Annotated in this window: 18 protein-coding genes; 8 read left to right on the top strand and 10 right to left on the bottom strand. The window is 58.9% G+C overall.

Going from position 1 to position 13,487, the window contains the following annotated elements:
• Window positions 1-38 precede the first annotated feature (38 nt).
• The gene (locus AC0L3X_RS44605) at window positions 39-218 is read right to left on the bottom strand and encodes a hypothetical protein (protein WP_456679776.1); all 180 of its coding nucleotides are present in this window, start codon (window positions 216-218) and stop codon (window positions 39-41) included.
• 353 nt (window positions 219-571) lie between these two features.
• On the opposite strand from AC0L3X_RS44605, the gene AC0L3X_RS44600 reads away from it, so the two are divergent.
• The 3 genes from AC0L3X_RS44600 to AC0L3X_RS44590 all read left to right on the top strand — a co-directional run bounded on the left by AC0L3X_RS44600 (window position 572) and on the right by AC0L3X_RS44590 (window position 2,848).
• Window positions 572-1,879, top strand: a complete 1,308-nt coding sequence (locus AC0L3X_RS44600; RefSeq protein ID WP_354100701.1) for a chloride channel protein — start codon at window positions 572-574, stop codon at window positions 1,877-1,879.
• A gap of 347 nt (window positions 1,880-2,226) precedes the next feature.
• The gene (locus AC0L3X_RS44595) at window positions 2,227-2,391 is read left to right on the top strand and encodes a hypothetical protein (protein WP_473317490.1); all 165 of its coding nucleotides are present in this window, start codon (window positions 2,227-2,229) and stop codon (window positions 2,389-2,391) included.
• Between the two features lie 241 nt (window positions 2,392-2,632).
• Window positions 2,633-2,848: a hypothetical protein gene (locus AC0L3X_RS44590; RefSeq protein ID WP_354099232.1), complete on the top strand. Its 216-nt coding sequence runs from the start codon at window positions 2,633-2,635 to the stop codon at window positions 2,846-2,848.
• A gap of 386 nt (window positions 2,849-3,234) precedes the next feature.
• Here AC0L3X_RS44590 and AC0L3X_RS44585 read toward each other — a convergent pair whose 3' ends face one another.
• The 3 genes from AC0L3X_RS44585 to AC0L3X_RS44575 form a co-directional block, all read right to left on the bottom strand.
• Window positions 3,235-3,441, bottom strand: coding sequence for a PQ-loop domain-containing transporter (locus AC0L3X_RS44585; RefSeq protein ID WP_354100700.1), 207 nt, complete (start codon window positions 3,439-3,441; stop codon window positions 3,235-3,237).
• A gap of 448 nt (window positions 3,442-3,889) precedes the next feature.
• Window positions 3,890-4,159, bottom strand: a complete 270-nt coding sequence (locus AC0L3X_RS44580) for a hypothetical protein (RefSeq protein WP_354100699.1) — start codon at window positions 4,157-4,159, stop codon at window positions 3,890-3,892.
• Window positions 4,149-4,391: a hypothetical protein gene (locus AC0L3X_RS44575; protein WP_085402400.1), complete on the bottom strand. Its 243-nt coding sequence runs from the start codon at window positions 4,389-4,391 to the stop codon at window positions 4,149-4,151. The genes AC0L3X_RS44580 and AC0L3X_RS44575 overlap by 11 nt, the downstream gene beginning before the upstream one ends.
• Before the next feature lie 290 nt (window positions 4,392-4,681).
• Between AC0L3X_RS44575 and AC0L3X_RS44570 the strand changes: the two genes are divergently transcribed.
• A complete protein-coding gene (locus AC0L3X_RS44570; protein ID WP_354099234.1) occupies window positions 4,682-4,909 on the top strand; it encodes a hypothetical protein in 228 nt (75 codons plus the stop codon).
• Window positions 4,910-5,553: 644 nt separating this feature from the next.
• On the opposite strand, the gene AC0L3X_RS44565 is transcribed toward AC0L3X_RS44570, so the two are convergent.
• The 3 genes from AC0L3X_RS44565 to AC0L3X_RS44555 all read right to left on the bottom strand — a co-directional run bounded on the left by AC0L3X_RS44565 (window position 5,554) and on the right by AC0L3X_RS44555 (window position 6,963).
• The gene (locus tag AC0L3X_RS44565) at window positions 5,554-5,820 is read right to left on the bottom strand and encodes a hypothetical protein (RefSeq protein WP_085402404.1); all 267 of its coding nucleotides are present in this window, start codon (window positions 5,818-5,820) and stop codon (window positions 5,554-5,556) included.
• Window positions 5,821-6,581: 761 nt separating this feature from the next.
• Window positions 6,582-6,815, bottom strand: coding sequence for a DNA ligase-like domain-containing protein (locus AC0L3X_RS44560; protein WP_245343898.1), 234 nt, complete (start codon window positions 6,813-6,815; stop codon window positions 6,582-6,584).
• The gene (locus AC0L3X_RS44555) at window positions 6,808-6,963 is read right to left on the bottom strand and encodes a DNA ligase-like domain-containing protein (RefSeq protein ID WP_245343897.1); all 156 of its coding nucleotides are present in this window, start codon (window positions 6,961-6,963) and stop codon (window positions 6,808-6,810) included. Before AC0L3X_RS44555 ends, AC0L3X_RS44560 begins: the two co-directional genes overlap by 8 nt.
• 381 nt (window positions 6,964-7,344) lie before the next feature.
• Between AC0L3X_RS44555 and AC0L3X_RS44550 the strand changes: the two genes are divergently transcribed.
• Window positions 7,345-7,653, top strand: a complete 309-nt coding sequence (locus AC0L3X_RS44550; RefSeq protein WP_085398266.1) for a DUF6894 family protein — start codon at window positions 7,345-7,347, stop codon at window positions 7,651-7,653.
• Here AC0L3X_RS44550 and AC0L3X_RS44545 read toward each other — a convergent pair.
• The 3 genes from AC0L3X_RS44545 to AC0L3X_RS44535 form a co-directional block, all read right to left on the bottom strand.
• Window positions 7,583-8,395, bottom strand: a complete 813-nt coding sequence (locus AC0L3X_RS44545) for a Crp/Fnr family transcriptional regulator (protein WP_085398265.1) — start codon at window positions 8,393-8,395, stop codon at window positions 7,583-7,585. The genes AC0L3X_RS44550 and AC0L3X_RS44545 overlap by 71 nt on opposite strands.
• A gap of 35 nt (window positions 8,396-8,430) precedes the next feature.
• On the bottom strand, window positions 8,431-9,138 hold the full coding sequence (locus AC0L3X_RS44540) for a Crp/Fnr family transcriptional regulator (protein WP_085398264.1): 708 nt from the start codon (window positions 9,136-9,138) through the stop codon (window positions 8,431-8,433).
• A gap of 748 nt (window positions 9,139-9,886) precedes the next feature.
• Window positions 9,887-10,117: a hypothetical protein gene (locus AC0L3X_RS44535; protein WP_085398263.1), complete on the bottom strand. Its 231-nt coding sequence runs from the start codon at window positions 10,115-10,117 to the stop codon at window positions 9,887-9,889.
• A 364-nt stretch (window positions 10,118-10,481) separates the two neighbouring features.
• Here AC0L3X_RS44535 and AC0L3X_RS44530 point away from each other — a divergent pair, with 364 nt between their 5' ends.
• The 3 genes from AC0L3X_RS44530 (at window position 10,482) to AC0L3X_RS44520 (ending at window position 13,228) form a co-directional block, all read left to right on the top strand.
• Window positions 10,482-10,700 carry a hypothetical protein gene (locus AC0L3X_RS44530; RefSeq protein WP_201266089.1) on the top strand — a complete coding sequence of 73 codons (219 nt, stop codon included), beginning with the start codon at window positions 10,482-10,484 and terminating at the stop codon, window positions 10,698-10,700.
• Between the two features lie 977 nt (window positions 10,701-11,677).
• Complete coding sequence (locus AC0L3X_RS44525; protein WP_245343896.1) at window positions 11,678-11,935, top strand: nuclear transport factor 2 family protein; 258 nt, start codon at window positions 11,678-11,680, stop codon at window positions 11,933-11,935.
• Between the two features lie 1,089 nt (window positions 11,936-13,024).
• A complete protein-coding gene (locus tag AC0L3X_RS44520; RefSeq protein WP_085398262.1) occupies window positions 13,025-13,228 on the top strand; it encodes a cold-shock protein in 204 nt (67 codons plus the stop codon).
• Window positions 13,229-13,487: the final 259 nt, after the last annotated feature.

The following is a 13,487-nucleotide window of genomic DNA, read 5'->3' as shown; positions in this document are numbered from 1 at the left end:
GCCGGATATACGTCAGCAGTTGTGGCCGTCGATCCTGATCAAGCCAGTCGTTGCAATCGGGCGGGGTCCATATACGTCCACACATGGCCCATCAGCGAAGTGACGACACCTTTCATCGAGGTCGGCTTGGTGGGGTGGAGCGGACTGATTTTGCTCACTCTGAGTTCTTCGCATTTTGACCCGAAGCCCACCTCGCGCGTTGCCTTGAACTCAAGCATCAGTTGCTTGTGGGGGCTATGGCGGACGTGATCGCCTACCTTGAAGCCGGGCTTCCGAATTGAAGAACTTCACTAAATCGCCACACTTCAACACAATGGGCGTACACTGCTCAATGGGGTAAGATCGCCTCAGTCGGCGAGGGCATTCACAGGGGGAAGCGGCTTCGTCGGCTGGATCACGAATTGGTGTGTTCGTGAGAAGGCAAGCGCCAGCACTAAAAAACCTAGCGTGACTATGATCATTCCCCGCATGAGGCGATCTTAAGCCAAACCCAGCTTGAAACAATATGACCGAAGTCTAATGCTGCCTGAAGCGGCGGCCTATAGCCGAGCCCTTTTGATTCGATCTTATCATGACGCTCCTCTCGAACCGCCACAAGCGGCTATTCAAAATCACCTCCGCACGATGGCAACGGCGAGCGATCTTCCTGCTCGGCGGGATCGGAGTCGGCGCAGCGGCGGTGGCTCTGGCTCAACTCGCTGATCTCGCGCAGCATGGCTTTACGCTCCTGCTTGCCAAGTCCCGTTACGTCGTGCTGGCGGTGATGCCGCTGGGCTTCATGCTGTCGGCCTATTTGACCATCCGCCTGTTCCCGAACGCCCAGGGCAGTGGAATCCCACAAGCGATCGCCGCGCGGCATCTGACGGATCAGAGTGAACGCGAGCGTCTCGTCTCAATCCGGATCGCAATCGGCAAGATGGTCCTCACCTTGTTCGGGCTCCTGTGCGGCGCCTCTGTAGGGCGAGAGGGGCCGACCGTTCAGGTCGGCGCCTCCATCATGTTTGCGCTCGGCCGCTTCTCGCCGCGCCGCCAGCCTGGGCTGATCCTGGCCGGCGCCGCCGCTGGCGTTGCTGCGGCCTTCAACACGCCGCTGGCGGGAATCGTCTTCGGTATCGAGGAGATGAGCCGCGCCTTTGAAACCCGCACATCCAGTCTCATTATTGGCGCCGTGATCGCTGCAGGCCTGACGTCGCTCGTGCTGGCCGGAAACTACGCCTATTTCGGCAGCAGCGCGGCAGCCCTTGCGCGCGGCGCGGACTGGCTCGCCATTCCGATCTGCGGCGTGGTTGGCGGACTGGCCGGTGGGTTATTCAGCCGGATCGTCATCACGATGGCTCGCGGCTTCAAGAATCCACTCGGCCGTGCAATCAAGGCTAATCCGCTGTGGTTCGCATTCGCGTGCGGCCTTGCTGTCGCGATCTGCGGCCTGATATCCGGCGATACGATCTATGGCACGGGCTATTCGCAGGTGAAGACAGCGCTTGATCATGGCTCGCCGCTGCCGCAAGATTTCGGCGTCTTCAAGCTTCTGGCGACGACCTTTGCCGCGATTAGCGGCATACCGGGCGGCATTTTCTCCCCGTCTCTTGCCGTCGGTGCCGGCATTGGCAGTAATGTCGCTTCGATCTTCCACGACGCACCGCTCGGTGCGATCATGCTGCTCGGCATGGTATCGTACTTCGCTGGCGTCGTGCAGGCGCCGATCACCGCATTCGTGATCGTGACCGAGATGACCGACAATCACGGCATGGTCGTACCATTGATGGCGGCTGCGCTGATCGCGCATGCAACCTCGCGGATGATTTGCGACGAGGGTATCTATCATGCCCTGGCCAAGGGCTTCATCGAGCGAGGTTCGCCAACCTCGCCGACCGATTGATCCACGAGTTCGGGATTCACCGGTATTCACCGGAAGGTTACCGATGAGCGATGACAAACCTCTATTATGACTTTCAGTGGCCGTAGGGCGCGCTCGTAGTCGCATACTTGCTCTATCTTCTCCACTTCATTTTCTCTTAGAAGAGAACCCCATGATGTCGCCAGTTGGCCCAAGGCCGATATGAAGCCATGTCGGGCCTCAACGTCGCCCTCTGAGAGCAAAGCGGACGTGGGCTTGCAAGGGTTCCTTCACCTTGATCTAGGGATACAACCGAATAGGCAATAGCCGAACGTCGCTTCCCGCTGGAGAGTGAGACCGCTGCTGCTGGGGGCCAACCGGAGATGTCGATGGGTGCGGCAAGCTGGCGCTTTGCGCATATGAAGAGAACTTTCCGCGTCCGGGCGGTTGTTATTGGCGTGCTGGAAGAGCTGCCGTTTGTCTGCCCGATAGCGGTCGCAATCGACTCGCTGATAATGATCGGCATCACGCTCTACAAGGATTGGCCGCAGTGAGGGGTATATTAATAACAGCACCTCCCTCATGCGAAGAGGCCCTTTTCCGACCTCCATCCCGCGCTTACTCGTAAGCTCCGCCGTTCGCATGTTTGTGTGCTCTCTGCCCACACTGCTTCGCGCGCCAGCTCTCCGAAAACGCGCGAGAAATGTGGAGTGCGCCACAATAACCTGCGCCGAATGTGGACGGCTCCACGATGCAGACCTGCGCAATCACATCGCGTCGGGTTACACTCGGGGCATGAAAAATCCCTTCCGAAAATCACCGATGCAGGAATACGAAACCACCATCGCCTCGCTGACGAAGCGAGGCGAACAGCTTGCTATCAAGCGCGCCACCGCGCAGGTCGCTTTGGATGAGGCCATTAAGGCCCGTCAGCATGCACTGCTTTTAGGCGACCTCGATAATCAGCTCGCCCTCGCCAAATTGCAAGGCCTTGTGGATCCTCAGCGCTGACGGTCATTGACGACGCGCTCGCTGTTTTGGCGAAAGACAAGGCCGAAGCAGAGCGCCAGCTCGTAGCTGAATGCCGCCCGACGAAAGCGGTCCAACGTTCCTAGACGGGCCTAAGCCATCAACCCGTTGCCGTGTAAACGCCAGCGCCGCCGCAACAGAGGCAGAATTTCGTCTCGATGATCTTCCTACTGAAATTGGCATGCGACCGGCCTCTGGCTGTCGACATGCACGCTAGCTGAGTACGTTTTCCAGACACAACTCTCGTAAGACGTGAAGCTGGCGCGCATGCGCGGTGCAGATGTGGTTACGGAACCGCCGCGCAAGCACCAGGATAATCGCGAGTGCAATTATGTTAACAAGCTGTGTAATCATGAACACCACATCGCTTATGGTGATCGAACGACGGAGAAGAGCGCTGACGACAACACCCATAGTGCGTAGGCGCACTCGCTGATTCCGGCGGAGCATTGTTCACTCCAGAGGTGCCAAATCTGAGGGACGTAGGCGCCGATACGATGTGGCGAGCGCTCCAAGAGGAATCCGGTTGTGGCCCGAGTGAGACATGCCGGTGCAGTCTGACGATTTCCGTTCACAGAGTGGAGCGGAAGAGAGCGGCACGCGATTATAGTGACGCGATTGACCCAACTCAGACACCGCAAGGTAGGTAGCCTCACGATTGATCTCGTGGAAGATCATTTTTGCTCCAAAACCCTGAAGGGCCCGGCAGTCCACCGCAGCAGTCTCCGCATGCGGCTTCATTCTAAAAAAATACCCGTGTAAAAAATCCAACTGAAATATGGAACCAGCCCTGGTCAGGAAATCCTACGGCGGCAAATTCGGTAATTTTCAAGTCAAATCTGTCGCACCGGACCTGACATCTGTGGCTTGCTTAACGTGCGTTAGATTGCAGAGGGAAGGCCCGCCGACCCAGGAACCTTCTCGGGTATGCAGCATTTTCGAGTCGCTTCTGGCCTGTTCCTTCCGTGGGTTGGAAGCGTGATGACAGCACGGCTCCAGCTTGCTAATGGTTGGGGCCGTGTCTCACTTTGAGAGCGCAAATTGCGGTGGCTTGCCGCTTTCGAAACCCGGCCGGACCTCCGCACCGCGTTGGCCGCAGCCGCTGCAAGCAACCCTCTGCTCAATGTCTGAGAGCCGCATATCGTCGAACCAGTGATCGGCGCTCAGGGCGACATGGTGACTGCATCGATAGTCCGCGCAATAGACGAGGACGCCGCGCAAGCCCATTTCGCGCATCTCGCCCAGAGTGATCTTCACTGGGCGCCCCTGGGATTGATCTAGCTCACCCGACATCCGAACCGGCTTCTCCTGCCTGCCAACCCTTGTCCGTAAGCTGATAACGCTCTCCGTGTTTCACCAGCCAGCCGCCTTCAACCATCCTCTCCGCCAAAGCGGTCGAGCATGCCGGCTGGTTGGTGCCGGGGCAATACAGACCGTCTCTGCGCTTGACCATAAAGCCGTAGATGCGCACCACGCGAAGCGCTTTCAGCATGCCTGTAATGAGAACTACGGTCGTGCTCGTCATTGCTGTCCAAGCGACGCCACCACAGAACGTTCCCAAAGCCGCTCAGGCAAACCTGCGTTAAATTATCGATTCCTGGCGGCGCGGAAGGCCCTCGCTACCGCCGGTCATGGGTGTGGATTTTGTCCGCTGGCGCTGGCCGGTCGTTGCACCAGGCAAACGGCCCCAGGCCGGGGGGAGGGCCCAGGGCTGGAGCCGCTCGGGCTACCAATTGAATAGCCTCATGCGTCCGAAACGCATGTAAAAGCCGGGCTGGACGGTAACGGTTCCTAGCAACGGACGGCGGGGCCTTCATGGAAACGCGAGAGAACTACCTGCTCCGGCTGGCGAAGGCTTTGGATGCGATCGGGGCGGACCAGAAATTGATAATTCGAGAGCGGTACTTCGAGCGCGCATTTGGCAACACGCGCGCCCTCGCGATTGCAGAGGCGGGAGTATTTGCCCACGCGCATGGCTGCACGTTTCGTTATGACCGCATCAACCGCCAAGGGGAGTTTACCAGTGGAGATCGTCACAGTTGAACGCGCGGTCATCGTACCGGCTGCCACCGGCCTTTCCTCGGGCTCAGAAGGCGACCCCGCGCAGGGGCAGCGCTAGCTGCATGTCAAGGCGTCGTGTGGCGTTGGCGGCGATGAAGTTGCAGCGCAGATGAGATCTCGGCGTCGGTCTCGGCTACGCGCTGGGCCAGCGCATCCGCGACGTCGGAAGTCGCATCCCGCGGCCACCCCTCGATGGGATTGAAGGATACAATTCGGACTGGCTTGCGCCATGGTAAGATCTGACGCCCACTCGGCCCCAATCAGGGCTGGTCCTCTACGTTCTCGATCATAAACCATCCAACCTTTCGCTCCCTGCCGTATAAAAAATCTCGACTGCGAAGGTGCACGCTCACTCAATGGTCGCTCTCCGTCTGGATACCCATTGTCTGGTGACGCAAAATTATTTCCAACCGTCGCACACTTTGCACTTAAGCATGTCAATCCAGTCGGGAAAAGTCGGCAAGTTTCTATCCCGAACATCATCGCGAATGTGCAGAAGCGAACAGAATGGCGGTTTGAGCTGCGGGTAAGCTCGCACTCGCTTGGTCTTCCCAGGGTCCAAGTACCTCCAGCGGCCCCGGCCTCCATGCCCCAAAAGCCCCCATGCCGGGGCCGCCTTTGGCGGGCTATGTGACCCTCGGATCCTCGCTGGCTTTCTTGAGCCTTACATAGGTCCCACTCTCGTGGAGCTCCAGCCAGCCGTGCGCGACCGCGTGTTTGAGCCCTGCGCCGAACTCGCTGCCGCTGCCCTTCAACTCAAACATGAACGGCGCGTTGATCCGCTCGATGTAGATGCGACCGTCCTGCACGGCCTGGACGTTGGCTGCGAGCTCGACGAGCTTGCGCGCGGCCGTCTCCGGGTCCGCGTAGGGTCTTTCTGCGGCGTGCTTCATCGGCGTCTCCCATTGGCCGCCTGCGCGGCCGTGATATCGCGCGGTGCGGGTAATCCTCCGCCGGATTCCAGCTGTCGAATGTGGTCCCGCAGACGCAGCGCATCAGCGTGTTTCTGATCTCACGATCGAGCTCGCCTCGCGCTCGTTTGGCCGCAACCTCGGCCCGCCAGTCGCGATCGGGCGCCATTCGGCAAAGGCTCTTTCACGGATTGTGGGCAGTAGCTCGGTCCAAGGGGCCTCGAAGGCCTCGCACGCGGCTTCGAAGGTGGCGGCTATGCCCCTTCGCCCGGTGCCTGGATCCATGCCGGGATAGAAGCCGACCGACCAATGCCATTGATCGGCGTGGATTGGTACGCCAGCGCGCACGCCAATGGTCCCGATGCGGACATCCGTGAAGTAGATATACCAAGTCTCCTGGTGGGGATTGTCACTGCGACGGCGCGTGAGGGCGGCATCATTGGTCATGGGGAGAGGATAGGCGCTACTTCGGTGCCGATCCAGCCGCTGGTGCTTGCGCGGGGGCCTGGGCCGGCCCCAATAGGTTGGTCAGCAGGGTGCCACTTAGCGGACGATTTGCCAAACGACAACGAGCGCGAGGATCAGCGCCATGCAGATCAAAGTGCGGCGGCCGACGTGGTTCATCGTCGGGCGGCTAGGGGCGTCAAGCCTAATCACCTCATACTCGAAGGCTACGCCCCCCGGGTCGTTTTTCGCAAACCATGCCGTCGCCGCATCTTCGGTCGCAAACACCTTCAGGTGCTCTATGTCTCCGACCGGCTTGCTGGTGTCGGTGGCTCGCGATCGATCATCAAAGTTCTCGCGACATCGCCGGATGAGCCCGGTTCTTCACCTTGATCCATTCCTTGGTCCGGCGACAGGGCGTTGAAGTCGGACACGCCATCGACGCCTAGCACGACTGCCTCCCCATCGATGACAAACTGGCTCTCCCGGTTCTTCAGGGCCGATTCCACGATCCAGGGGAAGCGCTCAGTCATGGCCGTTCTTCGTGATCAGTCGGATGGCGCTTCCGTTGCGCTCCACGCGCAGGCGGTAGCCGTCGTACTTGATCTCGTGGAACCAGTCTTGGCCCTCAGGCACGGCTTTAGCCGCCGTACGCAGGCAAAAGTCGAAGGTCTTAAGCATAGCCGGGATCTATGCATGGTCTCCGGAAATGTGAGTCAGTGAAAGGGCCCCAGCTCAAATGGGGGATGAGCCGGGGCCTAGAGGTTTACCCTCGCGAACCGGAGGGCGTGGGGAAGGCTTGTCAAAATCTATGGTGTTCTTGTGGCAGGGCGAGTTCCCTGGGCGGGGGACGGTCAAGCGCTCGCTCAGGGAGCATGGAGAACTCGCGGACTTGCCGCTTGTTCTTCGGCAAACGCGGGCCATAAATTGAAAAAAGCCGGGACCTCATAGAGCGCAGCCGGCGGTCTTTACAGGAACACCGCTGAGCGACCAGGCCGCGAGCGGGCGACGAGTAACTTTCGTTGAATTGGAACGCTCGTTCGCGCTGAGCATTCTCGTGCCATGCCACGCTATTTCTTCAAGGTTCTCAACCTAGATCCAACCACCGACGTCCAGAGTGAGGACTTGCCAGACGACGAAGCGGCTTGGCGTGAGGCCACGGTCTATGCCGGTCAGCTTTTCAAGGACATCGATGGGAAGCTTCGTCCCGGCAAAGAATGGGGCGTGGAAGTAACCGACGAAGCCGGCAAAGCCAATCTTCAACATTCATATCAGTACGAAATACAAGAAGTAGGGCGTCTCAGTCCGCTTGGTCGCGGTGGATTTCGGGCCGCCGTTCCTGATTTTGCGTTGCGGAAACTGACGCGGTAACCTTCGCACTGCGGATAGGGGAACGGTCTGTCTCCAGCGCATGAAGATAGCCGCGGTCGAACTCAGCGATGTCTTCCAATGCGGTCCGATTAAGGAATTGGACGATATGATTCCGCCACTCGATCAGGCCGTGCTGCCTAAGCTCCTGAAGCGTCCTGTTGACATGTACCACTGACAGCCCGCATGCATCGGCAACGTTCTGTTGCGTAAATGGGAGACGAAAGCTGCTGCCATTGTCGAGGGCTCCGATGAGCTCCAATCGGCCTGCCATCTCGCAAAGGAGATGCGCAATTCTGCCCAAGGCATGGCGCGATCCAAGATTTTCGACCCATTCGCGATATAGGGCAGCATGGATCAGCGTCTCCCGCCAAAACGCCTGCGTAATCCCAGGTGAGTCATTCATGAGCTCCTTGAGATACACGTGAGGCACAGAAGCGACCATCGAGTTGCCAACGCTGCAAAGCTCATGATCCATGACAGGCAGGTGCAGCGCGTGCAAATCTGGCATATCGCCCGCGATATAGAACGAAGAGATTTGATTGCGGGTGGAGATCACCCTCTGACGAGCCAGAAACCCGCTCATTACAACCGTCGAACAGGTGGGCCTGTCGCCTTGGCGCACGACATATTCGCCATTGCCCAGCGTTTTGAGCTTGTACGGCATCCGTGCGAGCTTGGCTTGATCTTGCTCAGATAGAGCACCTACCGCCTGCAAGCGCGCGATCAGTTTACGATGTGGCATGACGGGCTCCCTCTCCACGGTCCTTACAAAGCCGGCTAAGACGTGCTCGGTAGCTCGCCCAACAAGTTCCGGTGCTGCTCTTTAACCGTTTCGTAGCACTCGCAGGCGCCTTCACGCAGACCTTCGACGTCAATGATTTCGATTTTGCCCCGCGTGTATTTGATCATCCCGGCTTCCTGAAGAGTGCGCGCTACGGTGGTCACGCTCGTGCGTCGGACGCCAAGCATTTCAGCGAGAAATTCCTGTGTAAAAGGAAGATGATCGCTTGCGGACAAATCGCGGGCTCGCAACAACCACCGGCAAAGGCGGGCATCAATTTCATGATTGGCCATGCAGGCCGTTGATTGCTGCGCTTGCGCAAACAAGGTTTGCTCATGGCGCATGACCTTTGCAATCAGACTCACTGATTGCAGGACAGCGCCGTTGAATGCAGCCGAATCGCACACCATGGCATCGCCGCCAAGTTGGACGATAGCTCTGCTCATCGCGACTCTTCCGTCCAATGCCGACGCCATGCCGATAGCGCCATCCCTGCCCACCATCGCGGCCTCCGTCACTTCGCCGGTCGCAAGCGACACGACGAGAGACACCACCGCGCCGAGCGGAAAGTAAACGGCATTGATCGTGTCGCCAGCTTCATACAGCACTGTTTTTTGCTGCAGATGTGTGGCTTTGAGGTGAGGTCTCAGAGCGGCCGTGTCACTGGCAGACAAGGACGCGAGTATCGCGTTGGTGTGAAGCATTTTGCGCTCCCGGTTTGAAGGCGGGAGTGCAAGAACTCTCAGTTGCCGACGCCCATTTTAGTGGTCGGCAATGATGCACGCTAACACCGAAACAAACCCCGTTCTGCCCGGTAGACGACTCAACCGACGCGATTTGGCGAAAAAGCTGAAATGCCGATTTGCGGCAGCCCGCAAAGCCGCCACGACGCATGCTGTTGGACCGGGCATCCAGTAACCCGCGGACAACGTCCAGCGCGTACGAGCGGCACCGCCAAATGTTGGCCGCTCTCCGATCTAAGGGATGATCCGAAGGAGCGGCCGGACCATAGGGGTTTGCGCATCTGCCCAGCGGGCCGGTCAGCGCGATGGCAGCTTTCGATTTTCGTGATTGAAATCGCAAGCTTTGATTTGCCACTGGCGGCTAGAAGTAACTGATCTCTTTAGAATCGCGCTCGGAGCCAATTGTCCACGAACCGCACGCGCAGCAGACCGTTCTGAATGGCTATCGGCGGCGTGCTCGCCTGCAAGCGTTGCATCACAACAGCCAAGCCCGCGGTCATCAGAATGCGGTGTTTGGAGATATTCGTGTAGACCCCGCGCTAATCTACAATGGTATTCTTGGCGACAAGCGTGTCGATGGCAGTAACGTCCTTACCCGGACGACCCTCGTGACAAGATCGCGAAGAAAAAACCCGAGTTTCGCCGGTCCACTATGCGAGCTGTAAGATCTCTGCCTTGGCAAGCCCAGGTCCATGAGTACACGCTGAGCTCAATTGCTTTCGGCAATCTCAGCGGCAATCTCGGCCACCGCACGTCTGCCAGCCTCCGTCAGCCCGCCGAGGGTCTGGGTATGAAGCGAAGCGCATTCGACAATCTTCTCCGCTACGAACTTCCGGGCCGGATGTGCTTCGAAGGCAACCGGCATGAGCCTGCAGGCCCGTTCCAATGCCACATCCATGTTAGCGATGGTTCGCTCGTTGAACTTTTCTGATAGCAACATATCTCACTCCACGAACAATCAAGAAATAAAGGCTGTCCAGGAGGCAGCTGCCTCGCTCAGTGTAGGGCGCCAGCAGCATTCCTCAAATAACTCCAACACCCACCTCATTGAGTATCTTAACCAAACGGGAGTGGCGTGGGATTCACATACGTTAAGCGCCGGGCCGACGCCAAAACTTGAATCTGTGCTCGTGTTTCGTTCTATTGGGCGAAATGGTCACGCCCATACACGAATATTTCCGCTTGGAAATCGACTCGCCGTGTTCGTTCAGTCTTCAAGACCGGTCATGCTAGCTCGGTCCAGCGCCAGGATGTCGAACGCATAGAGCTGAACCTCGTCATAGTGCCGGCGCAAGTGCAGCGCGTTGAAGTCCGACGTCGACTCCCAGCACCACCGCCTCGCCGTGGATGACGAACTGCTGCTCGCGGTTCTTCAGCGCTGCCTGGAGGATCCAGTTGAGACCATTCTTGGTGAGCAGCCGAACGTCGCGGCCCTTGCGCTCGACGCGCAGCCGGTAGCCATCCTATTTGATTTCGTGGATCCAGTCGGGGCCCGCCGGTACCATCTTGGCGGCGGTCGGTAGGCAGAATTCGAACGCGGTACGTATAAGCCGCAGATAGGGTGTGAAGCCCGCAGAAGAAAGGGCCGCCTTTGTGGGGCGGCCCTGTCCAAAGTCTATCGACACCCGTCAAAAAAATAGGTTCGAGCAAAGCCAGCCCCGGGAATGAAAACAACTAAGGATACAAACACCGCGCCCGGTTGAAGGCATGGAAGCAGCTGTTTGTGTCAGGAATATTTCGTCGGCTCTGTTCCGCCAAGGAACACAGAGAGCGTTGCGCAGGGGCAACGGAGGATGCTCACAAAGTTAATCTAGACACTATACATTGTTAGAGCGCGCGATGAATCCGCGGGCGGAGAGTAGTCACCGGCGCCCAGCCTGAGCCGGTGCGTCGTGGCGGTCCCGGCGTCTCCGCTCCTCTCCAGCCCCGGAGGCGCCTGGGCCGCTCACATCGATAGAGACACCACAGTGCCGCCAGCCATCCTTGTTGACCTTGATCTGAAATCCTTCGGGCATGCGCGGCACTTCCCCGTCGCCAGCAGGTGCGCCAATTGTGACGACCTCGGCTGGTTTGCGAGAACCACCCGAACCGCCCCTGGGAAGGCTCACGTGCCTGCAGCTGTGGGGGCGCCGGGGCGCCCTGTCCGGCCTGCAATCCGGAATGGGACTTGCCCCCGGATGCCAATCGTTTGCGCCTCGCTGTCGCGTCGCTATGAGTGGCGCGTCGGGCGGCCCGGGAGCGTCGGAGCCAGCCCAGGACGTCCGGGGTCGTTCTTACCCGCCGATTCACAAATGTTATTGCCGGACCTGAAGCTCTCGGGAAATCTTGACAAAACCGGGGAGGCTGGCAGATTTCATTTCGAAAATTTTGAAACCCGGAAATGAAGGGCCGCTGCACCAAAAGCAGCGGCCCTTTTCATGTGCCCTGGCGGCCCTCTTCTGACCAATTTGTTCAGGATGAGTTCAGTGGAGCGGTTCTAGATCGTGCTTCAAGGGGGCACATGGCATTTGATCCGGTGGCGGCAGCAGTTGATTGGCTCGACGCCTACCGAGCTGGCGATATTGAAGCGATCTTGCGGATGTATGTCGATGATTCTGTGACCGAATGCAGCTGCGACAAGGTGACGATCGGAGGCCGCGAGAGCTTGCGCTCCTATTGGGTGCGCCACTTGAAGAAATACCCAGCGTCGCGGCTGGATGACCTAAAGCCCAGCGAAGACGGCGCAACCATCCTCTACCTGCTCGCGATCGCATGGTGAGCGCGTCCCTGGAATTTAATGAGGGTGGGCGCATCGCCGTGCACCGTTGTAGGCCCACGAAGTAGGGCCGCCTTAATGGCGGCTTCCTGGGCTGCACTTAAGTATGTGAATCCAGTCTAAACCCCCACGCCGGCGCCGCCTTTGGCAGACGCGCAGATCCTGGCCGGCTTTCTCGAGCCTTATCATCTGATCTCACTATCGCGCTTCTCACCCCGCGCCCGCTTGGCTGCCATCGCCGCACGCCAGTCGCGATCACGGCGCCATTCGGCAAAGGCGGCCTCGGGGACGGTGAGCCGCAATTCAGACCATGCGGCCTCGAACGCCTCGCGCGCCGCTTCAAAGGTCGCGGCTATAGCCCTCCGCCCGGTGCCTGGCTCCATGCCGGGATAGAAGCCGACCGACCAATCCCATTGATCAGCGTGGATCGCCGGCGCGCATGCCGATGGTCCGATGCGGACATCGGTGAAGTAGATAGAACATTCTGGTAGACCGAGTTCCGAAAGATCCGCGCCCGCCGAGCTGAGCGCAGCGATTGCCCCCTTGCGCCAACCGAGCGGCGTCGGGCGACGGACGCGACGATCTCCTCGACACCGCGCCGAATGGTGCCTACCGGGCACCCCGCCAGCATCGTCAGTAATGGCCTCAGCAATGCAATGTGTTCGGCACATAGTACCCTGTGCCCTGGGCGATTCCGTAAGTCTACGGCCTCGACTCGTCAGGAAAATCAAGACTGACAACTATGAAGGCGACGGCTCCGACAATCAGGAGCGCTAGGCACAGCGCCGACACGCCGAAGGGCCACATGGCTTGAACTCCGCTAATGAGGAACGAAGTCGGCGATCCGAATATGATGGCGCGCCGATTTCGCCACGCTGGACCCAGACAGGGGCAATTTGTCCGGTGAACTCAACCGTAGTCAGCGCTGCGATCAGCGCAACCAAACTCCGAAATTAAGCTTGAGCGGTGGGTAAATACGGCCCGCGTGACCTCGCAAGCCCGACCAGGGCGCCGACATGCGCCGCCGCGACCAGCCTTTCTTTTGTCGGAATTCCGGCACTAGTTTTCGTTTTTGAAAAATGGAGAAGTTAAGTGGCTATGGGGACAGTGAAGTGGTTTAACCCGACAAAGGGGTACGGGTTCATTCAACCTGACAATGGCAGCAAGGACGTTTTCGTCCATATTTCGGCAGTTGAGAAAGCTGGTTACACGTCGCTCGCAGAGGGCGCCAAAGTCAGGTTCGACGTCGTGAACAATCGCGGGAAAGACTCAGCAGAAAATCTGCGGGTGGGGTGAGCATTTGAAACCGCGACCCAACCGCCCGCCGAGTCACCTGGCGGCTGGGCGCGTATCATCGCTCTGTCCGCATGTAAGGGCTGCGCTCCGAGACCAGTCGAAGGTCGGGGTCGGCTGCTATGGTCAGGGAAGCCTCGATCCGGAGCGGGTTCTCTGGAGGGCGCTCAGCCAGCACAGCCCAGGCAGGAATCGGCCGATTTCAATGTACGAGGTCCGTCCTCCTGAGCCGGCATTCGGCTGATGCTTCACGACTGGCGTG

The organism is Bradyrhizobium sp. MI1.7, assembly GCF_055811795.1.
This window is presented reverse-complemented; position numbering and strand designations above follow the sequence as displayed.